This window comes from Brachybacterium paraconglomeratum, assembly GCF_039541415.1.
GTDB lineage: Bacteria > Actinomycetota > Actinomycetes > Actinomycetales > Dermabacteraceae > Brachybacterium > Brachybacterium paraconglomeratum_A.
This window is the reverse complement of sequence record NZ_BAABGE010000005.1, coordinates 228,540-254,178: the sequence shown is the minus strand read 5'-3', so window position 1 is coordinate 254,178 and position 25,639 is coordinate 228,540. Positions and strand designations below refer to the sequence as shown.

General features: G+C 68.6%; 21 protein-coding genes and 1 tRNA gene. 6 read left to right on the top strand and 16 right to left on the bottom strand.

Features of this window, described 5'->3' with window-relative positions:
- Positions 1-82 precede the first annotated feature (82 nt).
- From ABD893_RS08735 to ABD893_RS08700, 8 genes are all read right to left on the bottom strand, one after another.
- Positions 83-1,036, bottom strand: coding sequence for a Ppx/GppA phosphatase family protein (locus ABD893_RS08735; RefSeq protein WP_345078443.1), 954 nt, complete (start codon positions 1,034-1,036; stop codon positions 83-85).
- Positions 1,033-1,578, bottom strand: coding sequence for a DUF501 domain-containing protein (locus ABD893_RS08730; protein WP_345078440.1), 546 nt, complete (start codon positions 1,576-1,578; stop codon positions 1,033-1,035). Before ABD893_RS08730 ends, ABD893_RS08735 begins: the two co-directional genes overlap by 4 nt.
- Positions 1,575-2,264 (bottom strand): FtsB family cell division protein, encoded by a 690-nt coding sequence (locus ABD893_RS08725; RefSeq protein ID WP_345078437.1) that lies wholly within the window; start codon positions 2,262-2,264, stop codon positions 1,575-1,577. Before ABD893_RS08725 ends, ABD893_RS08730 begins: the two co-directional genes overlap by 4 nt.
- 30 nt (positions 2,265-2,294) lie before the next feature.
- Positions 2,295-3,578, bottom strand: a complete 1,284-nt coding sequence (gene eno, locus ABD893_RS08720; RefSeq protein WP_345078434.1) for a phosphopyruvate hydratase — start codon at positions 3,576-3,578, stop codon at positions 2,295-2,297.
- A 66-nt stretch (positions 3,579-3,644) separates the two neighbouring features.
- Entirely contained in the window at positions 3,645-4,361 is a 717-nt protein-coding gene (locus tag ABD893_RS08715) for a MazG nucleotide pyrophosphohydrolase domain-containing protein (RefSeq protein ID WP_345078431.1), read from the bottom strand.
- A gap of 244 nt (positions 4,362-4,605) precedes the next feature.
- Positions 4,606-8,208, bottom strand: a complete 3,603-nt coding sequence (gene mfd, locus ABD893_RS08710; RefSeq protein ID WP_345078428.1) for a transcription-repair coupling factor — start codon at positions 8,206-8,208, stop codon at positions 4,606-4,608.
- Positions 8,205-8,819: an aminoacyl-tRNA hydrolase gene (pth, locus tag ABD893_RS08705; protein WP_345078424.1), complete on the bottom strand. Its 615-nt coding sequence runs from the start codon at positions 8,817-8,819 to the stop codon at positions 8,205-8,207. Before pth ends, mfd begins: the two co-directional genes overlap by 4 nt.
- A 306-nt stretch (positions 8,820-9,125) precedes the next feature.
- Positions 9,126-9,728 (bottom strand): 50S ribosomal protein L25/general stress protein Ctc, encoded by a 603-nt coding sequence (locus ABD893_RS08700; protein ID WP_345078421.1) that lies wholly within the window; start codon positions 9,726-9,728, stop codon positions 9,126-9,128.
- A 411-nt stretch (positions 9,729-10,139) separates the two neighbouring features.
- On the opposite strand from ABD893_RS08700, the gene ABD893_RS08695 reads away from it, so the two are divergent.
- A complete protein-coding gene (locus tag ABD893_RS08695) occupies positions 10,140-10,730 on the top strand; it encodes a hypothetical protein (RefSeq protein ID WP_345078418.1) in 591 nt (196 codons plus the stop codon).
- Between the two features lie 188 nt (positions 10,731-10,918).
- Here ABD893_RS08695 and ABD893_RS08690 read toward each other — a convergent pair whose 3' ends face one another.
- The 3 genes from ABD893_RS08690 to ABD893_RS08680 form a co-directional block, all read right to left on the bottom strand.
- Positions 10,919-11,899 (bottom strand): ribose-phosphate diphosphokinase, encoded by a 981-nt coding sequence (locus ABD893_RS08690; protein WP_345078415.1) that lies wholly within the window; start codon positions 11,897-11,899, stop codon positions 10,919-10,921.
- Positions 11,896-13,404, bottom strand: coding sequence for a bifunctional UDP-N-acetylglucosamine diphosphorylase/glucosamine-1-phosphate N-acetyltransferase GlmU (gene glmU / locus ABD893_RS08685; protein WP_345078412.1), 1,509 nt, complete (start codon positions 13,402-13,404; stop codon positions 11,896-11,898). The genes ABD893_RS08690 and glmU overlap by 4 nt, the downstream gene beginning before the upstream one ends.
- Before the next feature lie 61 nt (positions 13,405-13,465).
- A tRNA-Gln gene (locus ABD893_RS08680) sits at positions 13,466-13,537 on the bottom strand.
- Positions 13,538-13,840: 303 nt separating this feature from the next.
- Here ABD893_RS08680 and ABD893_RS08675 point away from each other — a divergent pair.
- From ABD893_RS08675 to ABD893_RS08665, 3 genes are all read left to right on the top strand, one after another.
- Entirely contained in the window at positions 13,841-14,488 is a 648-nt protein-coding gene (locus ABD893_RS08675; protein WP_345078409.1) for a TetR/AcrR family transcriptional regulator, read from the top strand.
- Between the two features lie 20 nt (positions 14,489-14,508).
- Entirely contained in the window at positions 14,509-15,045 is a 537-nt protein-coding gene (locus ABD893_RS08670; protein WP_345078406.1) for a MarR family winged helix-turn-helix transcriptional regulator, read from the top strand.
- A gap of 139 nt (positions 15,046-15,184) precedes the next feature.
- Positions 15,185-17,011: an ABC-F family ATP-binding cassette domain-containing protein gene (locus ABD893_RS08665; RefSeq protein WP_345078404.1), complete on the top strand. Its 1,827-nt coding sequence runs from the start codon at positions 15,185-15,187 to the stop codon at positions 17,009-17,011.
- 115 nt (positions 17,012-17,126) lie between these two features.
- Here ABD893_RS08665 and ABD893_RS08660 read toward each other — a convergent pair whose 3' ends face one another.
- The 4 genes from ABD893_RS08660 to ABD893_RS08645 form a co-directional block, all read right to left on the bottom strand.
- A complete protein-coding gene (locus ABD893_RS08660; RefSeq protein WP_345078401.1) occupies positions 17,127-18,791 on the bottom strand; it encodes an HNH endonuclease in 1,665 nt (554 codons plus the stop codon).
- A 746-nt stretch (positions 18,792-19,537) separates the two neighbouring features.
- A complete protein-coding gene (locus tag ABD893_RS08655) occupies positions 19,538-20,464 on the bottom strand; it encodes a 4-(cytidine 5'-diphospho)-2-C-methyl-D-erythritol kinase (protein WP_345078398.1) in 927 nt (308 codons plus the stop codon).
- The gene (rsmA, locus tag ABD893_RS08650) at positions 20,464-21,372 is read right to left on the bottom strand and encodes a 16S rRNA (adenine(1518)-N(6)/adenine(1519)-N(6))-dimethyltransferase RsmA (RefSeq protein WP_345078395.1); all 909 of its coding nucleotides are present in this window, start codon (positions 21,370-21,372) and stop codon (positions 20,464-20,466) included. The genes ABD893_RS08655 and rsmA overlap by 1 nt, the downstream gene beginning before the upstream one ends.
- Positions 21,369-22,343 carry a TatD family hydrolase gene (locus ABD893_RS08645; RefSeq protein WP_345078392.1) on the bottom strand — a complete coding sequence of 325 codons (975 nt, stop codon included), beginning with the start codon at positions 22,341-22,343 and terminating at the stop codon, positions 21,369-21,371. Before ABD893_RS08645 ends, rsmA begins: the two co-directional genes overlap by 4 nt.
- 342 nt (positions 22,344-22,685) lie before the next feature.
- On the opposite strand from ABD893_RS08645, the gene rpmF reads away from it, so the two are divergent.
- On the top strand, positions 22,686-22,856 hold the full coding sequence (gene rpmF / locus ABD893_RS08640) for a 50S ribosomal protein L32 (RefSeq protein WP_096799564.1): 171 nt from the start codon (positions 22,686-22,688) through the stop codon (positions 22,854-22,856).
- Between the two features lie 212 nt (positions 22,857-23,068).
- Here rpmF and rsmI read toward each other — a convergent pair whose 3' ends face one another.
- Positions 23,069-23,908, bottom strand: coding sequence for a 16S rRNA (cytidine(1402)-2'-O)-methyltransferase (gene rsmI / locus ABD893_RS08635; protein ID WP_345078387.1), 840 nt, complete (start codon positions 23,906-23,908; stop codon positions 23,069-23,071).
- 108 nt (positions 23,909-24,016) lie between these two features.
- On the opposite strand from rsmI, the gene ABD893_RS08630 reads away from it, so the two are divergent.
- Positions 24,017-25,618, top strand: coding sequence for a dolichyl-phosphate-mannose--protein mannosyltransferase (locus ABD893_RS08630; RefSeq protein WP_345078384.1), 1,602 nt, complete (start codon positions 24,017-24,019; stop codon positions 25,616-25,618).
- The last annotated feature ends 21 nt before the right edge of the window (positions 25,619-25,639 follow it).

The following is a 25,639-nucleotide window of genomic DNA, read 5'->3' as shown; positions in this document are numbered from 1 at the left end:
AGCCTAGAACCGTATGGCCTCGGAGACAAAAAGCATGAGACGAAACTGGACATCCACGCCTCAGACAGACGCCGAGGAGGGCTCAGGGCACCGCATCGAGCAGGTCCAGGGCGATCCCGTCGAGGATGTCGTGCTCGCTCGTGCGTGTCTCGGTGATCGCAGCGGCTGCCTCCACCCGGGTGATGATGCGGGACCAGATCAGGGCTCCGGCCCCGATCACATCGATCCGACCAGGGTGGATGACCGGACGGAGGGAGCGCTGTTGCCTGGTCTCCCCGAGCAGAGTGCGGCAGATCGACTCCACCTGTTCGACCGGCAGATGCGCGCCGTGCGTGACGTCGGGACGATAGTCCTGGATCCCGGTCGCGACGGCAGTGACTGTCGTCACGGTTCCGGCGACGCCGATCAGCGCTGTGGCCTCATGCAGCGGCACGGCGGCTTCGGCCGCGTCGAGGTGAGCGTCGATATCCGCTGTCGCCGCCGCGATCTCGGCCGCAGTGGGCGGATCGGAGTGCAGGTGGCGCTCCGTCATGCGCACCGAGCCCATATCCATGCTGATGCGATGGGTCGGAGTCTCGGTGCCGAGCACCAGCTCTGTGGATCCGCCGCCGATATCGACCACCAGCCGAGGGCCTGCTGGCAGGCGCTGCACCGTGCTGACCGCGCCTCGGAAGGAGAGCGCCGCCTCCTCCTGCCCGCTGATGACCTCGGGTTCGACACCGAGGATCTCGCGGATCCCGTCGATGAACAGGTCGCGATTGGCGGCATCCCGAGTGGCCGAGGTGGCGACGAAGCGGATCTCCCGGCGCGTGACACCGTGTCGATCGATCAGGGTCCGATAGTGGCGGGCGGCCTGCAGGGTGCGCTCCACGGCGACGGGGTCGAACTGTCCGGTCTGGTCCACACCGAGACCGAGACGCACCATCTCCAGCTGGCGTTCGAGTTCGACCATCTCACCGGAGGCCTCATCCCGGCGAGCGATCAGCAGGCGGATCGAGTTGGTGCCGCAGTCGATCGCGGCGACGGGCGCGCTCATCGCGTCTCCGAGAGCTCAGCCGGGGCATCTGCGCAGCGGCAGCGCAGCTCCACGGCGCCGTCGATGCGAGGCAGCACGAGGTCGGCGACCGGGTTCACCCCGGGGCCTTCTGCGAGGGCATGCCCGGCAAGCGCATGAAGGCACTTCACCCGGGTCGGCATCCCTCCGGCGCTGACGTGGTGGACCTCCTCGGCGTCACCGAGCTCCTCCCGCCGCGCGAGATACAGCTCGTGGGCGGCCCGGTATGCGCTCGAGAGAGCCTCATCCTGTGCCAGCTGCTCGGTGAGCTCGGCCATCATCCCGGTGGCCTCGAGCCGGGAGAGCTCGAGGGTGAGCCAGGGCAGAGTGAGGTAGAAGGAGGTCGGGAACGGGGTCCCATCCTCGAGGCGCGGGGCGGTGCGCACGACGGCGGGGCGACCGCAGCCGCAGCGGCGGGCGACGGAGACCACCCCGCGCATCTCCCGGCCGAGCTGCTCGTGCATCACCTCGAGGTCATGTGCGGTGGTCGGGGTCTCGAAGGGCAGAGGGGAAAGTGTTGTCACTGATCGGGATCCTGGTCGGTGGTGTCGTCGGCGGGGTCCTGCTCGGAGACGTCGTCGTCGGTCGACCCCGTCTCATCGGGAATGTCTTCGGCGGTCAGGCGGCTGGAGCCTTCCACGCTCTCCCAGAGGACGGAGAACCATTCGCCCTCCTTCGCGGCTTCCTGAGCCTGCTCGGCCTCGGTCATCGGCACGTCCTGTCCGGAGGTGTCGGTGAGGCGGTACTGGGTCTCCCCCGGCATCGCGAACAGCAGGCGCTCACGCGCGCGGGCCGCGACATAGGCCGGGTCCTCCCAGCGCGCAACCTGGGTGCGCAGGTCCTCGACCTGCTGCTCCTGCTGTGAGACCTGCGCGCTCAGCTCGGAGAGCTGCTGGCGCTGGGCGACGTAGGAGTTGACCGTGGGCACCAGTGCGGCCAGGGCGACGACCACGAGCGCCACCAGAGCGAGGGTGCGCCGCGTGATGGTGATCCCGGGGCCATCCTCCGGAGCGCTTCCCGCGCTGCTGCCGGCAGCTGGTCGCGCGGCCGCGACCGGGCCTCGTGAGCGGGCCGGGGCGGCCTTCTTGGCCGCCGTGCGCGAGGTGGCGGCGGCGGGCCGCGAGGAAGCTCGCGTGCCCGGCCGCCGACCCCCGGACGCAGCGACCGGGCGCCTCGTCGATCGCGGGGCGCCCGGTCGTCTGCTGGTCATGGCTCGAGGTTACAACCTCGAGCTGGGGACTCAGGAGGTGAAACGCGGGAAGGCGGAGGCGCCGGCGTAGCGAGCTGCCTCACCCAGCTCCTCCTCGATGCGCAGCAGCTGGTTGTACTTCGCCACGCGCTCGCCACGGGCGGGGGCGCCCGACTTGATCTGACCGCAGTTGGTGGCCACGGCGAGGTCGGCGATGGTGGTGTCCTCGGTCTCGCCGGAGCGGTGGGACATCATCGCGGTGAAGCCCGCACGGTGTGCGAGATCCACGGCGTCCAGGGTCTCGGAGAGCGAGCCGATCTGGTTGACCTTCACCAGCAGCGCGTTCGCGGAGCCCTCGGCGATGCCGCGGCTCAGGCGCTCGGGGTTGGTGACGAAGAGGTCATCGCCCACGAGCTGGGTCTTGGCGCCGAGACGATCGGTCATGGCCTTCCAGCCCTCCCAGTCGTCCTCGTCCAGCGGGTCCTCGATGGAGACCAGCGGGTACGCGTCGACGAGCTCGGCGTAGTACTCGACCATCTCGGCGGCGGTCTTCTGAGCGCCCTCGAAGGTGTACGAGCCGTCCTTGTAGAACTCGGAGGCGGCGACGTCGAGCGCGAGCGCGACCTCGGTGCCGACCTCGAAGCCCGCCTTGCCGATGGCCTCGACGATCAGGTCGAGTGCGGCGCGGTTCGAGTCGAGGTTCGGTGCGAAGCCGCCCTCGTCGCCCAGGCCGGTGGCCAGGCCGCGCTCCTGAAGGACAGCCTTCAGTGCGTGATACACCTCGGCGCCGACGCGCATCGCCTCGGAGAAGGTCTCCGCGCCGAGCGGAGCGATCATGAACTCCTGGATGTCGACGTTGGAGTCCGCATGCGAGCCGCCGTTGAGGATGTTCATCATCGGCACCGGCAGGATGTGGGCGTTCGGGCCGCCGACGTACTGGTACAGCGGGATGCCGGCGGAGTCTGCGGCGGCGCGGGCGACGGCGAGGGAGACGCCGAGGATGGCGTTGGCGCCGACGGTGCCCTTGTTCTTGGTGCCGTCGAGCTCCATCATCGCGGCGTCGATCGCACGCTGCTCCTGGACATCCATGCCCAGGATCTTCGGCTGGATGTCGGCGACCACTGCGGCGACGGCGTCCAGGACGCCCTTGCCCAGGTAGCGGGACTTGTCGCCGTCACGACGCTCGACCGCCTCGAAGGCACCGGTGGAGGCGCCGGAGGGGACTGCGGCGCGGGCGAATGTGCCGTCATCGAGCAGGATCTCCACCTCGACGGTGGGGTTTCCTCGGGAGTCGAGGATCTCGCGGGCGTGCAGGGCATCGATCAGGGCTGCCATGGGCTGTTCCTTCCGTCGGGTGATGTTCCGTCACGTCCGGTCGGCGCTGACCGTCCACCGGACAGTCTAAGCCGTGCCTCCTGCTTCCTGCTCCCGGGTGGCCCCGGTGGCGTTCTGCGCTGTCTCAGCGTCCGTGGCGAGGAGCGTCCGGGTCCTGGTGAGCAGGGCGCGCAGCGCGGACTCCGGATCATCGTCACGGGACTCGGCGACCGTCACGAGATCCAGCAGCGCTCGTGCGAGATCCGCTCCCCAGTCCCCGGCGTCCTCTGCCTCTGCGACCTGCTCAGCGGCGGCCAGCAGCTCCTCGAGGCGGCCCTCGGACCGCGCCCGATGCACCACCTTCGCAGCGGTCTGCAGAGCGGGCAGCTGTGCAGGGATGCCGTCGAACCAGCCCTTGCGTCGGCGCCCCAGTTCGGCGTTCTCCGCAGCCTTCACCTCATGCCACTGGGCGATGATCTGGTCGACGTCGCCGGGGTCCTGCAGAGCCTGCTCGCGCCGTTCTCCGAAGACGTGAGGATTGCGCCGCTCCATCTTCTCGACGAAGGCGCGGGCGACATCCTCGACACCCCACGCAGGTTCCTCCTCCTGCCCGACCCGAGCGTGGAAGAGGATCTGGAACAGCAGATCACCGAGCTCGTCCGCGAGCGCCCCGGGACCATGACCGGTCGGGTCGTCGATCACCTCGAGCACCTCGTAGGTCTCCTCCACGAGGTACCGGGCCAGCGAGGCATGGGTCTGCTGATGCGTCCAGGCATCCCCGTCGGGCGCTCGCAGCGAGTCCATCACTGCGACCGCCCGCTGCAGCGCCGCACTCCGAGGGCCCGCGGCAGCGAGCTCAGGCTCACGATGTGCGAGCACCGGTGACGCGGGCTCTGACTGCTCCGACACAGGCTGTCCGGGCACAGGCTGCTCCGACACAGACTGTGCGGACACTGGCTGTGCGGGATCCGGTTGCTCAGACATCGGCTGTGCGGGCACTGGCTGCTCCTCCGCAGGGGGTTGCTGAGGTCGGCTCACAGAAGCGAGGCTACTTCGCCGGGGCTCGGGAAGTGATCTCCTCCGCCGCCGCCGGGACCAGGGTGCGCAGAATTTCGCGCGCCCAGTTCAGCAGCTCATGGTCCCGCAGCTCGGTGCCGCCCAGGCGCGAGGTCATCGGCCGCGGGACCAGCACCTGCCGGGTGGCGGGCTTCAGCAGAGTGCCCGGGTAGAGGCGCTTCATGCGCATCGCGGCGGAATCGAGCACCTCGAGGTGGGCGAAGCGGATCATCTTGCCCTGGGCGAGGATCTCGTCGACCCCGGCGGCGCGGGCGTCGATCCGGAACCGGGCGACATCCAGCAGCACCTCGACGGAGGCCGGCGGTGTGCCGTAGCGGTCGGAGAGCTCGGCACGTATCTGGTCGATCTCGGCCACCTCCCGAACTGCGGAGAGCTTCGAGTACGCCTCGAGGCGCAGCCGCTCGGAGCCGATGTAGTCGTGCGGGATGTGCGCGTCCAACGGGAGCTCCACCCGGATCTCCTTCTCCGGTGCCTTGCCCTCGCCGCGGAAGGCCGCCACGGCCTCCCCCACCATCCGCACGTACAGGTCGAAGCCGACCCCGGCGATGTGGCCGGACTGCTCCCCGCCCAGCAGGTTGCCGGCGCCGCGGATCTCGAGGTCCTTCATCGCGACCTTCATGCCGGCACCGAGGTCGGTGTTGGTGGCCAGGGTGGTCAGTCGGTCATGGGCGAGCTCGGTGAGCGGCTTGGTCGCGTTGTACAGGAAGTACGAGTAGGCGCGCTCGCTCGAGCGCCCCACCCGGCCGCGCAGCTGATGCAGCTGGGAGAGCCCGAACTTGTCGGCGTGCTCGACGATCAGGGTGTTGGCATTGGCGATGTCCAGCCCGGTCTCGACGATGGTGGTGCACACCAGCACATCGAAGTCTCGTTCCCAGAAGTCGACGATCACCCTCTCGAGCTGGTGCTCGTTCATTTTGCCGTGGGCCACCTGCACCCGAGCATCGGGCACCAGCTCCCGCAGGTGAGCGGCGACCCGGTCGATGTCCTCGACCCGATTGTGGATGTAGAAGACCTGGCCGTCGCGCAGCAGCTCGCGACGGATCGCCGCGGTGACCTGTTTGTCCTCCTGGGCGCCGACGTAGGTGAGCACCGGGTGGCGTTCCTCCGGCGGGGTGGCCAGGATCGACATCTCGCGGATGCCGGTGACGGCCATCTCGAGGGTGCGCGGGATCGGCGTCGCGGACATCGAGAGCACGTCGACGTTCGTGCGCAGAGCCTTGAGCGTCTCCTTGTGCTCGACGCCGAAACGCTGCTCCTCGTCGACGATCAGCAGTCCCAGGTCCTTGAACCGGACCTGGCCGGTGAGCAGGCGGTGGGTGCCGATGACGACGTCCACGGTGCCGTCGGCGACACCTTCGACGGTGGCTTTGGAATCTGCAGGGTTCTGGAAGCGGGAGAGACCCCGCACAGTGACGGGGAACCCGGTATAGCGCTCGGTGAAAGTGTCCAGATGCTGCTGGGCGAGCAGGGTGGTCGGCGCGAGGATGGCGACCTGCTTGCCGTCCTGGACGGCCTTGAAGGCGGCGCGCACCGCGATCTCCGTCTTGCCGTATCCCACGTCGCCGAGGATCAGCCGGTCCATGGGGACGGACTTCTCCATGTCACCCTTGACGTCCTCGATGGTGGAGAGCTGATCGGGGGTCTCGACGAACTCGAAGGAGTCCTCGAGCTCACGCTGCCACGGGGTGTCGGGGCCGAACGCATGGCCGGGCGCGGACTGCCGGGCCGAGTACAGCCGCACCAGCTCGTCGGCGATCTCTCGGATCGCCTTGCGGGCCTTCGACTTCGTCTTGGCCCAGTCAGCGCCGCCCATGCGGTTGACGCTGGGGTCCTCACCGCCGACGTACTTGGTGACCTGGTCGAGCTGGTCGCTGGGGACGTAGAGCCGGTCCCCGGGCTGACCCTTCTTCGAGGCCGCGTATTCGATGACGAGGTACTCACGGGTGGTGCGCTTGGCGCCGGTGCCGACGGCGCGGCTGGTCATCTCCACGAACTTGCCCACCCCGTGATGGGCATGGACCACGTGGTCCCCGGGGCGGAGCTGGAGCGGATCCACGACGTTGCGGCGTCGCGAGGGCATCTTCCGCTCCTCGCCGCGCCGTGCTCCGGACTTGCCGGTGAGATCGCGCTCGGAGGTGAGCACGAGCTTCAGCTCCTCGTCGACCAGGCCCTCGATGAAGGGGCCCGAGGTGACCACGGCCTCGCCGGGCGCGACAGGTGCCTCGAGCTCGGCGGCATAGACCGCGGGCAGGCCTTCACCGCGGAGGTTCTCCGCAACGTGGCGGGCCCCGCCGGGGCCGACCATGGTGGAGATGACGGACCAGCCGTCCAGGCGCCGCCGTTCGAGATCCTTCGCAGCGTCCCCGGGCTTGCCGGAGTAGCCGGGATGGGTGGTCGATGCGGTGGTGACGTCGACATCGGTGTCCAGCCCGAAGGCGGCGAGGGTGAACCAGGGGCGGCCGCCCTCGCGGGCATGGCCCTTGGCCTCGGAGAGCGGCACGAAGCTCGCCGCCCCCACGTCGATCGGGAGCCCGCCACCGGCGGCGGCACTCGACCAGGCCGCGGCGAGGAACTCATCGGTGGTCGCGACCAGCTCATCCGCTCGGCCCCGTGCTTTCTCGGGGTCGACGATGAGGAACCGGGCCCCGGCGGGGAGCACGTCGGCGACCTGCTCCATCTCGCCGACGAGCACAGGGCTGAGGGACTCCATGCCGTCTGCGGCGATGCCGTCGGCGATCCTCAGCAGCAGATCTCGTACGCCGGGCAGCTCTTCGGCCCGGGCACGAGCGCGCTCCCGCACCGCGGGGGTCAGCAGGATCTCGCGACAGGGCGGGGCATCGAGTCCCCGCGGGGCGGGGTCCAGGGAGCGCTGATCGGCGATGGAGAAGTAGCGGACGTCGTCGATCTCATCGCCGAAGAGGTCCACGCGGACCGGATGCGGTTCAGTGGGCGGGAAGACGTCCAGGATTCCGCCGCGCACGGCGAACTCGCCGCGCTTCTCGACCATGTCGACGCGCACGTAGGCGGCGTCGACGAGATCGCGCTCGAGATCTTCGAGGGGGTAGGTCTCCCCCACGCGGGCACGCACCGGCTGCAGGTCGCCGAGCCCGGTGGCGATGGGCTGCAGCAGGGAGCGCACCGGCATCAGCAGCACGTGGACCGGGACCTCGGTCTCGGGGTGCGCGATGCGTCGCAGGGTGGCGAGGCGCTTGGCGACCGTGTCGGCCCGCGGGGAGAGCCGCTCGTGGGGCAGGGTCTCCCAGGCCGGCAGCTCCGCGAGGTGCTCGGTGCCGACCAGGGCCGTCAGCGCCGCCCGCAGATCCTCGGTGGCCCGGGTAGTGGCGGTGACCACGACCAGGGGATGTTCGGCGCTCGCCTGCCGGGCGAGGTCGGAGACCAGGAAGGGGAACAGTCCGGTGGCAGCGACGATGCTGCCGCCTTCGCCGTTCTCGGCGCCGGCGGCGATCAGCTCACGGACTGCGGTGAGGTCACGGCCGGCGGAGAGCTGGTCGAGCAGCGGCTGCAGCGGGGGCCGCTGGGCGGTCTGGACGGGGGCGGTGGTCTGGGCGGTCATCGGACCTCTCGGGAGTGGAAGCGCTGCTGAGCGGTGGTGAGGCCTTCGAGGATGACGGACTCGACGGCGTCGGCCGCGTCGGAGATCAGCAGCTCGAGGGTCTTGCGCTCGGTGGAGCTGAAGGGGGCGAGCACATGGTCGGCGGTGTCACGGTTGCCGGGGGGCCGGCCCACGCCGACTCGCACCCGCAGGTAGTCCTTGGTGCCCAGGGCCTTGGTGATGTCGCGCAGGCCGTTGTGGCCACCCTCGCCGCCGCCGCGCTTGAGGCGGAGGGCGTCGAAGGGGATGTCAACCTCGTCGTGCACCACGACGACCTGTTCAGGGGCGATGTCGTAGTAGGCGGCCAGCGCCTTGACCGGTCCGCCCGAGACGTTCATATAGCTGGTGGTCTTCGCGAGGATGACCCGTTCGTCAGCCCCGGGAATGCCGAGCCGCCCCTCGAGGACGACCGCCTGGGCGCGACGTGCAGCGGTGAAGCGCCCGCCGCCGGCGTCCGCGATGTGGTCCAGGACCATCTGGCCGACGTTATGGCGCGTCGCGGCATACTTCGGGCCCGGATTCCCGAGGCCCACCACCAGATAGGGGCCTGGCCGGCGTTCGCTGGCGGTCATGGGCTGCTCCTTGCTGCTGCTCGATGCTGCGATTGCCGCTCGCCGCGGCGTCGTGTCTGCTGTGGCGTCATGCCAGCTGCTATGCCGAGTCGGCGGCTGCGGCTGAGGGAACGTCGGGACCGGGTCGACGCTCGATGCCGCCCACCGGCCGGCGCAGGACCTGTTGCGGACTCCCTGCGACGCAGAGCGCACAACCCCGGACACAGTACCGGGGCGCCGCGCACAGCGCGACGCCCCGGTCCCTGGGGTGTGAGCAACGGAGCGGGGCGACAGCGGCACTGGGCCTGCTGCGACCGCACCGGAAGGTCACTCCTTGTCTGCGGACTCCCCGGCGGGTGCCGCGCCCTCGGACTCCTCGTCGGACTCCTCTTCGACGCGCGGAAGCTGCACGGAGGCGACCAGGATCTCGGCGTCGGTGACCAGCTCGGCGTCGCCCGGCAGGGTGACGTCGCCGGCGAACAGCTGGTAGCCGTCCTCGGTGCCCTCGACCGAAACCTCGACCTCCTGCGGAACGTTGAGCGCGTCGACCAGGAGGGTGAGGGTCTGCAGGTCCACGAACGCAGCGGCGGGCGCGACGGGCTCGCCGACCAGAACGACCGGGATCTCGACCTCGACCTTTTCGCCCTTGCGGACGGTGATCAGGTCGAGGTGGTTCAGGGAGCGCTTCAGCGGGTGACGCTGGATCTCCTTGATCAGCGCGAGGTGCGTGGTGCCGTCGGCGAGCTGGAGCTCGAGCAGCGCGTTGGAGTTACGCGCGGCCAGGGCGGTGGCGTGGCCGGGCAGCGAGAGGTGGAGGGGTGCCTCGCCGTGTCCGTACAGGACGGCGGGGACCAGGCTCTGGGTGCGCAGGCGGCGGGCGGCGCCCTTGCCGAAGTCTTCGCGCAGTTCGACGTTCAGCTTCTCAGCCATGGGGGTGCTCCTCGTAGATACGTGTGGCTCGACGATGAGCGACGCCACGAGGCACAGGGACAGCAGGCTCCCGGTACTCCGCACCGCGTCGATCACGGAGGGGCCATAGCCCGCTCCCTCGCCGAAGTGACCAGGTGAGATTAGCACGCACTCGGCCATAGCACCGCGAGGGCGTGACCGGCGCCGCGTCAGGGGTCACAGTCGCTCGTCGCCCGCGCCGTGGACGTTACGCCCCACCATCACGTCGCTTGCCCCGCCGCTCACTGCCGGGACCTACGTCCCTGCAGGTCAAAGCACTTTCTCGGTGACCTTGGTCCCCGTCGGGTGCGCCATCTCGCGCATAGGTTGCTCTTGTCCCCAGTACATCAATGAGACCCGTTCCCGCGGCGTCGCCCTCCGAAAGGCCCTCCCGTGACTCCCACCACCGTTCCCGCCGCTGCTGTCTCCCCCGCTTCCGTGCCTGCCGCTGCTGTACCCGCCGCTGCCGTGGCTCCCTCCGCCGGCACCGAGAAGAAGGGATGGGGCTACACGGTGCTCGGCGTTGCGCGCCTCATGGTCGGGTTCACCTTCCTGTGGGCCTTCTTCGACAAGGTCTTCGGGCTGGGGTTCTCCACACCCACCGAGAATTCCTGGCTGAACGGCGGATCCCCCACCACCGGGTTCCTGGGCGGCTCGATCGCGGGAGGCAACCCCTTCGCGCAGACCTGGGAGTTCTTCCTCTCGATCAACCCGCTCACGGACGTGCTGTTCATGCTCGGTCTGTTCGGCGTGGGTGCCGCCCTGATGCTCGGCATCGGCACCCGGGTGGCGGCAGTGTCCGCTGCCGCGATGTACACGCTGATGTACCTGGCTGCCTTCCCGATCGCCTCGAACCCGCTCTACGACACCCACCTGCTGCTGGCCGTGGCCGTCATCGCGATGGCCGGGCTCGCCGCGGGCGACCACGTGGGCCTCGGCAAGCGCTGGAGCCGGCTCGTGAAGGGCAATCGCTTCCTGATCTGAGCTGAGCTCCCCTTCCTGAGTACTCTCACCTCCCAGCACTCTCACCTCCCAGCGCTCTCACCTCTCAGGACTCTCTGGGTCAGAGGCCCGCCGTCGCGCTGCGACACCGACCGGGAACGAAGAGAGCGACCCCGCCTCCACCAGGGAGACGGGGTCGCTCTCGTCATGCAGGAGGGCACTGCGGCGACTCAGACCTCGCCGTCGAACAGGCTGGTGACCGAGCCCTCGTCGAAGACCGCCCGGATCGCGCGTGCCAGCAGCGGCGCGATCGAAAGCTGGGTCAGGCGATCGAACTGCTTCTCCGCCGGCACCGGCAGGGTGTTCGTGCAGACGATCTCCCGCACCGAGCTGTTCTTCAGCCGCTCGGTGGCGGGGTCGGAGAGGATCGCATGGGTGGTCGCGATGACCACGGAGGATGCCCCGCCGGCCAGGAGTGCGTCGGACGCCTGCACAATGGTGCCCGCGGTGTCGATCATGTCGTCGACCAGGATGCAGGTCTTGCCCTCGACGTCACCGATCACGCGCTTGGCCACGGCCTGGTTGGGCCGGTTGATGTCGCGGGACTTGTGGACGAAGGCGAGGTTCACGCCGCCGAGCTTCTTCGCCCACTGCTCTGCCACCCGGATCCGACCTGCATCCGGGGAGACCACGGCGAGGTCCTCCTGGCCGTACTTCTCCTGGATGTAGTCGGCAAGGATCGGCAGCGCCATCAGGTGGTCGACCGGGCGATTGAAGTAGCCCTGCACCTGAGGGGCGTGCAGGTCCACCGAGATCATGCGATCCACGCCGGCCGTCTCGTACATATCCGCCATCAGACGCGCCGAGATCGGCTCGCGACCGCGGTGCTTCTTGTCCTGGCGTGCATAGGGGAAGCTCGGCGCGATCGCCGTGATCCGCTTGGCCGACGCGCGCTTGAGCGCATCGATCATGATCAGATGCTCCATCACCCAGGTGTTGATCGGTGCCGGATGGGACTGCAGCACGAAGACGTCGGTGCCGCGCACCGACTCGCCGTAGCGCACATAGATCTCACCATTGGCGAAGTCCCAGGCATCCATCGGCAGGACCTCGACGCCGAGCTCGGCGGCGACCTCCTGCGCGAGGACGGGGTGGGCCCGTCCGGACGCGAGGACCAGACGCTTCTCCCCGGGGCTGACGATTCCGCTCATCGCTGCTCGTGCTCCTTGTGCTCATCGGCGGCAGTTCCTGCAGGCGTCCCGGCAGCGGACCCATCCTCAGCACCGAGGGCAGCTCGCGCCGCGTCCTCAGCCGCGGTCCCCGCCCGGCGTCGCAGGGTCCATCCTTCCATGTTCCGCTGCGACACCGCGTTCACGCCCAGGGCGCCCGGGGGCACATCCTTGCGGACCGTGGTACCGGCACCGGTCGCAGCCCCATCCCCGACGGTGACGGGGGCCACCAGCACGTTGTGGGAGCCGACTCGCACCTGCTTCCCGATCGTGGTGCGGTGCTTGTTCACCCCGTCGTAGTTGGCGAAGATCGTGCCGGCGCCGATGTTGGTGCCCTCACCGATCTCGGCATCGCCGACGTAGCTGAGGTGGGGCACCTTCGCGCCCTCGCCGATCTTCGAGTTCTTGGTCTCGACGAATCCGCCGATCTTGCCCTTCGCGCCGAGATCGGTGCCGGCTCGCAGGTAGGAGAACGGTCCGACGGTCGCGCCTGCACCGATCACTGCGAGCAGCGCGTGGGAGCGGACCACCTCGGCGCCCGCCCCGACCTCGGTGTCACGCAAGGTGGTGTCCGGCCCGATCACGGCTTCCTCGCCGATGTCACTGGCACCGTGGAGCTGGACACCGGGCAGGATGATGGCGTCCTGGCCGATGCTGACGTCGGAGTCGATCCAGGTGGTGGAGGGATCCACGATGGTGACCCCGGCGCGCATGTGCCGCTCGAGGGTGCGACGGTTCATCTCCGCGCCGAGCTGTGCGAGCTGGACGCGGTCGTTGACGCCCTCGACCATCATCACGTCGTCGGTGACGACGGCACGCACCGACCTGCCATCCGCCTGGGCGATGGCGAGCACGTCGGTGAGGTACATCTCGCCCTGCGCGTTGTCAGTGCCGATGCGTCCCAGCGCGTCACGCAGCACGGCGAGATCGAAGGCGTAGATGCCGGAGTTGATCTCATCGATCGCGCGCTGCGCATCGTCGGCGTCCTTGTGCTCGACGATGCCGAGCACCTCGGTGCCGTCCTCGCTGCGCAGGATGCGGCCGTAGCCGGTGGGATCGGGAACGCGGGCGCTGAGCACGGTGGCCGCTGCTCCGGCGCTCTCGTGCGCGGCGACCAGGTCGCGCAGGGTCGCGGGGTCCAGCAGCGGCACATCGCCGTAGGTGACCAGCACGGTGCCTTCCGCCGCGGTGACGTGTTCAAGGCCGCACTGGACGGCGCGCCCGGTGCCGGGGATCTCGTCCTGATCGGCGACCGCTACCTCGGAGGCATGCTCGGCCAGGTGCTCGGCGACGCGATCGCGCTCGTGGCGGAGCACGACGACCAGCTCGCCGGGGCTCGTGCCCTCGGCCGCGGTCACGGCGTGGACCAGCAGAGATCTGCCCCCGATCTCGTGGAGAACCTTCGGCCTTCGCGACTTCATACGGGTTCCGGCGCCAGCGGCCAGAACTATCACGGCGGCGGGGGCAGTGGTCTCAGCAATTCCCACGACAGCGGCTCCTCAGGATCGACGGGTGAGGTCTGCGGCACCGCCGCGACGGCGGTGAGCGTTCCGCCATCAGGACTCGAACCTGAAATTTCAGAACCAAAATCTGAGGTGTTGCCGATTACACCATGGCGGATCGCGTCCGGCAGGGCCTGGCGACGGGCCGGATCCTGTGAAGATCCGGAACGGGCACTCAGCGCCTTGGACGCGGCCCGATCCTATCGCCCGTGCCACGCCTCCCGGACCCGGTAGTGGTCTTCGGTGGCGCAGGTCGCTTCGACGCTCGCGCCTCGCCAGGCTCACCTGATGCTCGCGAGGACCTGCCGGGGCAGACCCGTGGCGTGCAGTCACTGGTGGCTGGCTGGCACTGGGGGCTGGCTGGCACTGAGGGCTGGCTGGCGCTGGGGGCGGGCTGGCACTGGTGTGGAAGACTTCGGCCATGGTGGAGAACGGGGCGCCCCGCGGTCGATCGACCCGGATGACGGGCAAGGAGCGGCGCGAGCAGCTGGTGGCCGTGGGCCGGCGACTGTTCGCCGAGAAGGGCTTCGACATGACCACGGTCGAGGAGATCGCGGCCCGCGCGAAGGTCTCCAAACCGATCGTGTATGAGCACTTCGGCGGCAAGGAAGGGCTGTACGCGGTGGTCGTGGACCGCGAGGTCTCCACGCTGCTGGGAGACCTGGAGAGCTCCCTCCAGAATCAGCGTGAGCATCCGCGGGTGCTGATGGAGCGGGCGGCGCTGGCATTCCTCGCCTATATCGACGAGAACGAGGACGGCTTCCGGGTGCTGGTACGGGACTCCCCCGTCAGCCATTCCCTCGGAACCTTCTCCTCCCTGCTGACAGATGTGGCAGGACGAGTCGAGGAGATCCTCGCCGCTCAGCTGACCCTCCACTCCTATCCGCCACGCGATGCTGCTCTGTACGCCCAGATGCTGGTGGGAATGGTCGCGTACACCGGTCAGTGGTGGCTCGAGACCCGTGAACCCTCCAAGGAGGTCGTCGCCGCCCGGATGGTCAATCTGTCCTGGTACGGACTCAGCGCTCTGCAGAAGTCCCCGGCTCTGCGCGGGAACACCCACACCTGAGCGGCACCTAGACTCGACACATGCCCCCTACGCCTGAGGACGCCGCCGCACCCCGCCACGACGAGGTCGACCGCATCGTCGCAGGCTGGCAACGAGCACGCGCCGATCTGGACGTGGCACCACTGGCGGTGTTCTCCCGCATCTCCCGGCTCTCGAGATATCTCGAGGTCGCCCGCCGCAGCGCCTTCACGGATGCCGGGCTCGAAGGATGGGAGTTCGACATGCTCTCCGCACTTCGCCGCAGCGGGGAGGATGCGCTCTCCCCCGGCGCACTCATGCACGAGACGCTGGTGACGAGCGGCACCATGACGACCCGGATCGACAAGCTCGTCGCCCGAGGACTGGTGAGCAAGAACCGCAGCCCGCACGACGGCCGCGCGGTCGAGGTACGGCTGCGTGCCGACGGCGTCGCCCGGGTCGATGCGGCGATGGAGCGGTTGTTGGATGCGGAGCAGGAGCTGCTCGAGCCGCTCGCCCCCGATGGACGCTCGGGCCTCGCCGACACGCTGCGCACCCTGCTGCTGACCTTCGAGTCGGAGCCGCCGCGCTCGCTGTGAGGGCTGCCCGGCCAGCGAGAGCTGACCATCTCCAGCGCCGTCGACGTCCCCAGCCGACGTCCCCAACGCCGTCGGCCGCTCACCCTCTCCGCATCATTCCGCCACGACTCACCGACACCACACTTGAGGACTCCATCGCATGGCCCATCTGCTCGGCACCCAATCTCTGCACGTCGCTCTGCCCGACCGCGTGCTGCTGGACGACATCACCATCGGGATCGACGAAGGCGACCGCATCGGGGTGGTGGGGCGCAACGGTGACGGCAAGTCGACCCTGCTGCGACTCCTGGCACGATTCACGGAGCCCGACGAGGGGCGGGTCACCGTGCGCGGCGGGGTCCGGGTAGGGGTGCTGAGCCAGCAGGACGAGGCCACCGCCGAGACCAGCGTGCACAAGCGGGTGCTCGGTGACCGCCCGGAGTACGAGTGGGCGTCGGATCCGCGGATCCGCGACGTGCTCGACGGGCTGCTCGGCGGCATCGAGCTCGACGCACCGCTGACTGATCTCTCGGGCGGTCAGCTGCGGCGAGTCCACCTGGCCGAACTGCTCGTGGGCGACTGGGATGTGCTCCTGCTCGACGAGCCCACCAACCATCTTGACGTCGAAGGCATCTCCTGGCTCGCAGAGCATCTGCGCCGACGCTGGAGCCCGAGAGACGGCGGACTGGTCGTGATCACGCACGACCGCTGGTTCCTCGATGCGGTGTGCACCCGGATGTGGGAGGTGCACGACGGGATCGTCGAGCCCTTCGAGGGCGGCTATGCGGCCTATGTGCTGCAGCGAGTCGAGCGGGACCGGCAGGCGGCGACCATCGAGTCGAAGCGGCAGAATCTGATGCGCAAGGAGCTGGCCTGGCTGCGCCGGGGTGCACCTGCCCGGACGGCGAAGCCGAAGTTCCGCATCGATGCCGCCAATGAGCTGATCGCCGGGGAACCGCCGGCGCGCGACACCGTCGAGCTGACGCAGCTGGCGACCTCGCGGCTGGGACGCGACGTGCTCGACGTGCTCGATGTCGATGCCGGCTACGGCGATCACACCGTGCTGCGCGATGTCACCCTGCATATCGGGCCCGCGGACCGCATCGGTGTGCTGGGCCCCAACGGTGCAGGCAAGTCGACCCTGCTCGCACTGATCACCGGCGATCTCGAGCCGCAGGCCGGTCGGGTCAAGCGGGGCAAGACGGTGACCGTGCGGCAGGTATCGCAGCGGCTCGAGGGTCTCGAGGAGCATCTGAACTCGAGGGTCAGCGACGTGGTGGCGAAGTACCGCACCACCTTCCGGGCCGGGAAGGACGAGGTCTCCCCCGGGCAGCTGCTGGAGCGTCTCGGGTTCACGACGGCACACCAGAAGGTTCTGGTCGGAGCACTGTCCGGCGGCCAGCAACGGCGCCTGAACCTGCTGTTCACCCTGCTCGAAGAGCCCAATGTGCTGGTGCTCGACGAGCCGACGAACGACATGGACACCGACATGCTCGCGGCCATGGAGGATCTGCTGGACACCTGGCCCGGGCCGCTGATCGTGGTGTCCCATGACCGCTACCTGCTGGAGCGGGTCACCGATATCCAGTACGCCGTGCTCGATGGCGCCGTGCGGCATGTGCCTGGGGGCGTCGAGCAGTACCTCTCGCTGCGCGCGGAGGGACTGCAGGAGGATGCGCCGTCTGTCGCGTCTTCTTCGGCCAAGAAGGGTGCGGGAGGCGCCGCTGGGGCAAGCGGCGGGATGGCCAGCTCTGCGTCGAATGTGTCGGGAGCCCAGGCCCATACGGCGCAGAAGGAGATCGGGGCGATCGAGCGGAGGATGAAGAAGCTCGACAAGCAGACGACCACTCTGCATTCCACCCTCGCGGCACATGACCAGTCCGACTACGTGGGACTGCAGAAGATCACTGACGAGCTGCGTGCGGTCGAGGCGGAGATCGAGGAGCTGGAGGAGCGCTGGCTGGAGCTGTCCGAGCTGCTCGAGTGAACCGGTGAGTGAGGTGAACTCCCCACGCGAACTGGCAGGGCTTGCTGAGCAGGCCGTGCTGGCTGAGCTGCTCGTGTGAGGGCGATGCGTGCTCTGCTCGTTACTGGCTGTCGATCTACTGGCTGTCGATGATGATGAGGTCTGGGGCGAAGATGTAGTCGGTGCGGCCCTGGAGGAGCCAGTGTCGATTGCGCCGGGCATCTCGGAACCTCGGATGAGGATCTGTGAGGTCCAGGGCCCGGCGTTCAACCCGTTCGAAGGCACGGTGGAACGAGGCGTGCGGTGCTTGCGGGGGTCCTTGGTCTGCAGGGGCCTTGTCGACCTCGGGCGCTTCAGTCTCAACTTCGGGAACACCGACGCGCTCGTGCGCTGACGCAGCCAGAAGCCTGAGCCCGGTGCCGAGCGGGTCGAAGTTGATGCCTCGTCGTCGGGCTTTCTGCCCGTAGCGACTGGTCCATTCGACAGTGCGTCTCACGCCATTCTCATCGGTGATGACCTGGACTTTCTCACCGGACTCTTCCTTCTGATTATCGCCGACGCATACACCGTTTCCGTTGAGGAGAGAGGTGGGGCCTCCCTGCGACCAGGGGACGATGTGATCGTTCTGGCGGATGTTGGCATCGCAGTACGGAGCTCGACAGGTCTGGTGGGCCAGTCGCAGAAAGCGGGCAAGGGCTGCCGGGAACTCTCGGGAGCGGGATTCGACCGCGACGAGCTGCCCGTCCTCCGGTGCGGCGTAGAGCCGACGAAGAGTCATGGTGAGCTCCGGGTCATCCTCAGCGGAGGTCACCGCGTTGAGCATCTCCTGACGAATATGTTCGTAGGGCACCGGACCGTAGCCCTCGATGGTGGCGGCGTCGGCATGCTCGGGCGCGAGCAGGGAGCGGTCGGTGATGATCACGGCGATCTCCAGCGTGGAGGGATCGATGCCTTCTCCACGGCCGATCAGAGCATCAGCGAAGAGATCCGCCATGATCTGCTGGTGGCCGCGCCGATCCCCGTGGGCGCGAGCCTTCTCGGCAGCCACCGAGAGTCCTTTGCGGATCCGGGCGCCGTCCAACGCCGGCAGTTGCGCGGTGACCGTGCACATGCCGTGCTCGCCGCGGCGCACAGTGACATTGCGGTCCCGTGTCGCCGTGCGGTGGCGATCAGCGGCGCCATGAGGGTCCAGTCCGTGCAGGACCTTGGCTGCTTCGCCAGCCAGCTCCTCCGGACCGCAGTCTTCGAGGTAGGCCAGGTGGGCAGTGAGGATCGCGTCGACCTGGGCGCGCTGCTCGGGTGTCGCCGGGCCCATCGTGCGGCCGACCCTGTGCGCCGCTGTGGAGACGATCCGACCCTGTGCGAGAGCCATGAGCATGCCAGGCATGGAGTGGACCAGGCGGCGGGATGAGGACATCGACTGGCCGGCGCAAGACTTCGATTGCTTGAGAGCTTTCGACGCTTCGGCGCGCGCGATCTTCACTGCCTGCTTCGGAGTCTCCTCGCGGCGCCGGGAGTCCTCCTTGACCGCCTGTTCCAGGTGAACCAGCGCCCGGGCCTGCACCGCGGCGATCGCTCCGGTCAGATCTTGGACACGGGCCAGCAGCGAGATGGTTTCGGTGGCAGTCAGCCTGTCCAGCGCGATCGACCCATCCGCACCGATATCTGCGAGCGCGGAACGCGCCCCAGCGATATCGGCATCGCCGATCCACAGCTCTTCGCTGTTCGCAGAGATCGGGAGTGCGCTGCGTCGACGAGTGCGCGCCGCAACCGGCCCCGGGACCGCCTGTTCCGGGCCCATCCTGCACCCGCACCCGAACCTGAGCCCGCACAACCAGACGCATCACCAGAGGCGTCGCGTTTCGCCTCCGGGAATTCTGCATCATCACTGCGCGGCTGGTTTGTCATGACGCCATTTTCGCACATTTATTCAACGATGAGAAGGTATCTCGCAATCCTACTTGCCAGTAATTTTGAATTGTGGATAACTCGCAGCGTGGAGGAACCATCGCGACAGCCGAGAAGAGAGGGAGCGACGCCCCTGCAGCTACCCCTACAGCTACTAGCGACAGCACGCAGCGCGGCCCCTCGGTCCACTCAGCACCTATGGACTGTCGATACACGTCGGATCATGCCGGACGCCGAACGCGCATGCACCCTATTGACGCACCCCATGAACTTCTCATCGCCGCAATACTCGACAACAATCTTGACTAGTCCCGCATGGCCTCGCCGCGCAACACCCATTGCATTCCGCACGTATTCGCATCAAATATTTACACAGCAATTACTGGCGAGGTCAGATACTGGCGCGTTGGAGTTTCGTCAGTGCGCTGCAACCCTGCAAGGAACGAACGCTTGGAGACTCCGAGCGCTTGGAGGCGACGAACACTTGGAGACTCCGAGCGCTTGGAGGCGACGAACACTTGGAGACTCCGAGCTCAGGACACGACACTGCGGGCCACCATCGGTGAACGTCGGCCCGGAACGTCCCTACAGATCGGGTCCCCTCCGAGACGGAGCCGCGACCCGTCGGCCCGTCGACGCTCAGCTCTCCTCGAGCACGCTCGCCCCGGGTGCGGAGCCTCGCGCCACCAGACAGTTCTCGACGAGTCCGTCACGCATCAGCCCCGCGGCGATCGAGCGCGCTTGGACTTCATCCTCGACCAGTACCGCGATCGTGGGACCGGAGCCGCTGACCAGTGCGGCTGGCGCGCCCAGGCGTTCAGCTGATTCGACCACCAGCTCCAGGCCGGGGTGCAGGGCGAAGGCTGCGACCTGCAGGTCGTTGTGCAGGGTGTCCGCAAGCAGCTCGAGGTTCGCGCCGCTGAGCGCCTGCAGCTGCCGCTCGTCCAGCTCCGGCTGCTCAGGCAGCACACGTCCGGTCGCCAGCGAAATCTCATCGAACTTCTGGAACACCTCCGGAGTGGAGAGATGGCCGCCGGGGACCGCGAGCAACCAGGTCCACTCCCCATGGGTGAGCACAGTGGTGAGATCGGTGCCGTTGCCGCGCCCCAGTGCCGTGTGGCCGAGCATCGCGAACGGGATGTCGGCCCCCAGCCGAGCGCCGAGCTCCCGCAGCTGCTCGTTGCCCAGTCCGGTGCCCCACAGGCGGTCGAGCGCGACCAGCGTCGCCGCGGCGTCGGCAGATCCCCCGCCCATGCCGCCGGCGATGGGCACCTGCTTATGGATGTGCAGGGCCGCACCGACGTCGAGCGCGCACTCTGCACGCAGTAGCTCAGCCGCCTGCAGAGCGAGGTTCCTGCCATCCAGGGGGAGGTCGCCGGGCACTTCCGAGGTGACCTCGAGGCTGAGGGTGCGGGCACGGGTCGCGGTGACCGTCTCGTAGAGGTCCACTGCTTGGAACACCGTGGCCAGGGAGTGATAGCCGCGCGCATCGACGTCACCGACCATGAGCGACAGGTTGATCTTCCCCGGGGCGCGGACGACCACCCGCTCCAGTGCAGGAACCATCAGGGCGTCACCCCTTCTGACCGCCCCAGCTCCCGCTCCGCCTGGGTGATGGCCCGGAACTGCTCGATCTCCAAGGTCTCGCCTCGAGCACTGTGATCGATGCCGGCAGCGCGCAGGATCTGCTCGGAACGTGCAGCGGAGCCTGCCCAGCCGGCGAGCGCAGCACGGAGCGTCTTGCGGCGCTGCGCGAAGGCCGCATCGATGACCGTGAACACGGCCTCGCGCTCTGCAGCGGTGCCGAGCGGTTGCTCATGCCGCACGAGCTCCACGAGCGCCGAGTCAACGTTGGGGACCGGCCAGAAGATCTGTCGAGAGACCTTCCCCGCGTGCACGGCCCGGCCGTACCAGGCCACCTTCACGCTCGGTCCGCCATAGGTGCGTGAGCCGGGGCCGGCGATGAGGCGGTCCACCACCTCGGACTGCACCATCACGAGAGCCGTGCGGAGGGAGTCGAAGCGCTCGAGCATCGTGAGCAGGATGGGGGTGGCGACGTTATAGGGAAGATTGGCGACCAGTGCGGTCGGCTCCCCTGCCCGAGGCAGTGCCGGCAGCTCAGTCACCTGCAGAGCGTCGTGATGGAGGAGCCGGAAGCGGTCGTCCTCGACGCCGCGGGCACGCAGCGTGAGCGGGAGCAGCTCGGCCAGTCCGCGATCGAGCTCGACGGCGACCACATCGGCCCCTGCCTCGAGCAGTCCGAGCGTCAGCGACCCCAGCCCGGGCCCCACTTCGAGCACCGCCTGCCCCGGCTCCACATGGGCTCGGCCGACGATCGTGCGCACGGTGTTCGGGTCCATCACGAAGTTCTGCCCGCGCTGCTTCGAGGGTCGGATCCCTGCCGCGTCGGCGAGATCACGGATGTCTCGGGCGGTGAGCAGGAGTCCCGTGCTCTGTGTCTCGTCGCCGCTCATGCCGCCACCTCCAGAGGCCATCGGTAGACATCCTGCGTAGTGGTGCGGATCGAGCGGCATGCCTGCTCCAGGTCGACACCCGTCACCTCGGCGATGGTGGCCATGGTGTGCGGGATCAGATAGGAGGAGTTGGGTCGCCCCCGGTAGGGCACCGGGGTGAGGAAGGGTGCGTCGGTCTCGACCATCACCCGGCCGAGCCCCACCTCCGCGAGCGCTGCGCGCAGGTAGCCGGCGCTGTTGAAGGTCACGGTCCCGGCGAACGAGAGATACCACCCGCGGTCCACGCAGGCACGGGCGAACTCGGCGTCGCCGGAGAAGCAGTGGAAGACGGTGCGCTCCGGAGCGCCGTCCGCCTCGAGCACCTCGAGCACGTCGCGGTGGGCGTCCCGGTCATGGATCTGCAGCGGCAGATCCAGTTCTTTGGCGAGTGCGATGTGCGCACGGAACGACTCGATCTGAGCGGCACGGGCCTGCTCATCGTCCCGGGACGTGCGGAACCAGTCCAGCCCCGTCTCCCCCACGACGACCATCCCGGGGCCGCGCAGCAGCTCGGACACCTCAGCGATCGCCTCGTCCAACCCCACCAGCTCTCGACCCTGGCGGTCCCGGCCCCGCGCGTGGAGCGCGGCTTCGTTGGGGTGCACGGCGATGCCACCTCGCAGGGAGGGAGGGCACTCCTCGGAGGCAAGCAGCGACGCAGTCCAGCGCACCGCCTCGAGGTCTGATCCGATGGTGATCTGTGCATCGACGCCGACGGCCGCGGCGCGTGCGACGTGGTCGTTCACGGTGAGCTGCTCGTCGCCATCGGCGAAGTCGAGATGGCAGTGGTTGTCGATCACGGGGAAGGGCAGAGGCTCGGGGATCGCTGGCCAGGAGCGGTCGCGCTTCTTCCCGCGGGGATCGATGTCCTCACGGTCACGCACCGGCGGAGGGGCGGCGGTGCCGGACGGGTTCTGGCGCTCAGAGGACATGCGACCATGGTAGGAGTGTCGGCGACAGCCCCGGACCACTGGGCACTCCTGGACCGCGAGCGTGACCAGACTGTGCCCGGCCACCTCGGAGTGAGGCCTGTGGAACGCCCGAAGTGCGGCCTGCGGGCCGTCCCATCGTGAGGTGTGCCGCATCCCACCCCTCCGGTGCGCTAGTTCATGGCCTCAGAGCGAGCGGTGAGCGCCAGGATGTGGCAAGATAAGTCGTCGTTGTGCGTCCTTTCGTGCACCCGAGCGCCCCGATTCCTCACGGACCGGGTTCGGGTCGCTGCTCGGGACGGGCGCCAGCGCCAGTTCACCCTCCGGACCGTCAAGGAGCATCCCATGGCAGTGCCCAAGTTCAAGATGTCCCGTGCGCGCACGCACTCCCGCCGCTCGCAGTGGAAGGCCAACAACGCCGACCTCGTGCAGGTGACGGTTCGCGGCCGTACCGCTTCCGTGCCGCGTCGCCTCGCAAAGGCGTACCAGCGCGGCCTCCTCCAGATCGAAGACTGATCTCGATCAAGGAGTGATCCGGCGCGGGCCCTGGCCCGCACCACCGAGATCTCCGACGACGCCCCTGACAGCAGCTGCTGTCAGGGGCGTCGTCATGTGCGATGACAGCCTTGCTCTGCGTTCGAGCGCCCGGGCACCCGGGCACCCGGGCACCCGGGCACCCGGGCACCCGGGCACCCGAACAGTCTCAGCTGCCCCGTGTCAGTGCGAGGTCACCGCTGCTTCAGCGCCAGGTCGTAGAGCTCGCTCGCGCCGACCCCGGGGTGCGCCTTGGCGAGCTCCTTGGCTGCATCCTTGAGCCGCTCCCCCGCCGCCGCCCTGGCCAGCACCTGCGCGACGAGGCTCTCCGCGGTGGCTGCGGCCGGCACTGCTCCTGCCACCACGAGCACCACCTCGCCGAGCACATCGCCGTCGGCCGCCCAGGCAGCGAGCTCGGCCAGGGTGCCGCGCACGATCTCCTCATGAGTCTTGGTCAGCTCCCGGGCGACGGCGGCGCGGCGGTCCGCCCCGAAGGCTTCTGCCATCGCGGCGAGCGTGGCGGCGGTGCGGCGCGGCGATTCGAAGAAGATCATGGTGCGCTGCTCGCCCGCGAGGGGCTCCAAGGCTGTGGCCTTGCGCCCCTCACGCCGGGGAGGGAAGCCCTCGAAGGTGAAATGGTCCGGGGCGATGCCAGAGGCGGCCAGCGCGGTCAGCACCGCCGAGGGGCCGGGAATCACGGTGACCCGGAAGCCGGCCTCCGCGGCTGCCCGCACCGCCTCGAAACCAGGATCGGAGACCACCGGCATCCCGGCATCGGTGACGATCAGCACCCGCTGACCTTTCGCGAGCGCCTCGAGCAGCACGCCGGTCCGTTCGGCCTCGTTGTGCTCGTGATAGGAGAGGATCCGCCCGCTGGTCTCCACCTCGAGCTCACGCACCAGGCGGGCGAGCCGTCGGGTGTCCTCGGCGGCGATCAGGTCTGCCTCCCCCAGCGCGCGCATCAGGCGCACGGAGGCATCCAGCGGATTGCCGATAGGGGTGGCGGCGAGGGTGAGGACTCCGGGTTCCAGCATCTGGCCATGCTATCCAGCCTGAGGCGCACCGGCTCCCTCGTCCCGGTGCGCACCGACTGCGCACGCACGCGCCGATGCTCGGTGCTGGTGATGTCCTAGCATGTGCGGGTGCACACGGAGGAGGAAGCCACCCACCGCGCCCCCGTCGAGGACGAGTCGGGCGCATTGCTCGTCTCCTACCGTCGGCGACTGAAGGCTTTCGACCTGCCGCTGTCCCGGATGGCATGGGCCGGGGCGATGGCCGTGTTCGGACTTGCCCTGGTGCTGCGTCTGTGGGGCCTGGGTTCCGTCGAGGAGCTGATCTTCGACGAGACGTATTACGTCAAGGACGGCTACGCCATCACCCAGGAGGGTGTGGAGATGTCCTGGCCCGAGGAGCCGGATGCCGCGTTCGAAGCCGGGGAGGTGAACTCCTACGAGCCCCAGGGCGCGTACGTGGTCCATCCTCCCTTGGGCAAGTGGCTGATCGGCGGCGGGATGGTGCTGCTGGGCACGGACAACCCCTGGGGCTGGCGGATCTCCTCGGCGCTGCTGGGTTCGATCGCAGTGCTGCTGCTGGCGCGGATCGGCCGACGCCTGTTCCGCTCGACCACCGCGGGCCTGATCGCCGGCCTGCTGCTGGCGATCGACGGGGTGTCCCTGGTCCATTCCCGCACCAGCCTGCTGGACCCGTTCCTGATGTTCTTCGCACTTGCGGCATTCGGTGCGCTGCTGATCGACCGCGACCGGTTCCGGGAGCGGCTCGCGCTGGCCTCGGCAGCGCTGCATTCCGGCGCCGAGAGCGCGCCTCCGCTCGGAGTCTCGGGCGGGATCCGGCCCTGGCGCGTGCTGGCCGGACTGCTGCTGGGCATGGCCTGCTCGGTGAAGTGGTCCGGGCTGTACTTCGTCGCGGTGTTCGGAATCATGACGGTGCTGTGGGACTGGTGGGCGCGCCGCACCATCGCCCAGCGCGACTGGCTGCTGGGAGGGTTCGTCAGGGATGCCGTGCCCGCGTTCTTCGCGATCGTCGGCACCGCTCTGGTCACCTATGTCGCCTCGTTCGCGGGCTGGTTCGCCTCCTCCGTCGGCTACAACCGACACCTCGCGGCAGAGCAGCACATGGCCACTGGAAACGGTGTGCTCGACTCTCTGCTGTCGCTGTGGCTCTACCACCGCCAGGCCTACAGCTTCCACGTGGGCCTTGATTCGGAGCATCCCTACGCGGCGAATCCCGCAGGCTGGCTGCTGCAGCTGCGTCCCACGAACTTCTACTACCGCTCCTCCGAATACGGGGAGCAGGGCTGCGAGGTCGCCAAGTGCGGCGCGCACATCCTCTCGGTCGGCAACCCGCTGATCTGGTGGCTGGGGACGCTGGCGATCCTGGTGACGCTGGTGATCGCAGTGGTCTTCCGAGACGGTCGCGGCTGGGCGGCGCTGTCGGGCATCGCCGCCGGCTATCTGCCGTGGCTGCTGTACACCGACCGCACGATCTTCACCTTCTACGTCGTGGCGTTCTCGCCCTGGCTGATCCTGTGCCTGGCCTATGTGATGACGCTGGTGATCGGTCCCCCCGGCGCGGACAAGGAGCGCCGGCTGGCCGGTGGTCTGTTCATCGGCTCGCTGCTGGTCCTGATCGTCCTGGTCTCAGCGTTCTTCTGGCCGGTGTGGACAGGCCAGGTGCTCGACGTCGAGCAGTGGCGCTACCGCATGTGGCTGCCGTCCTGGACCTGAGCCGACCCGGTCTGTTCCGGC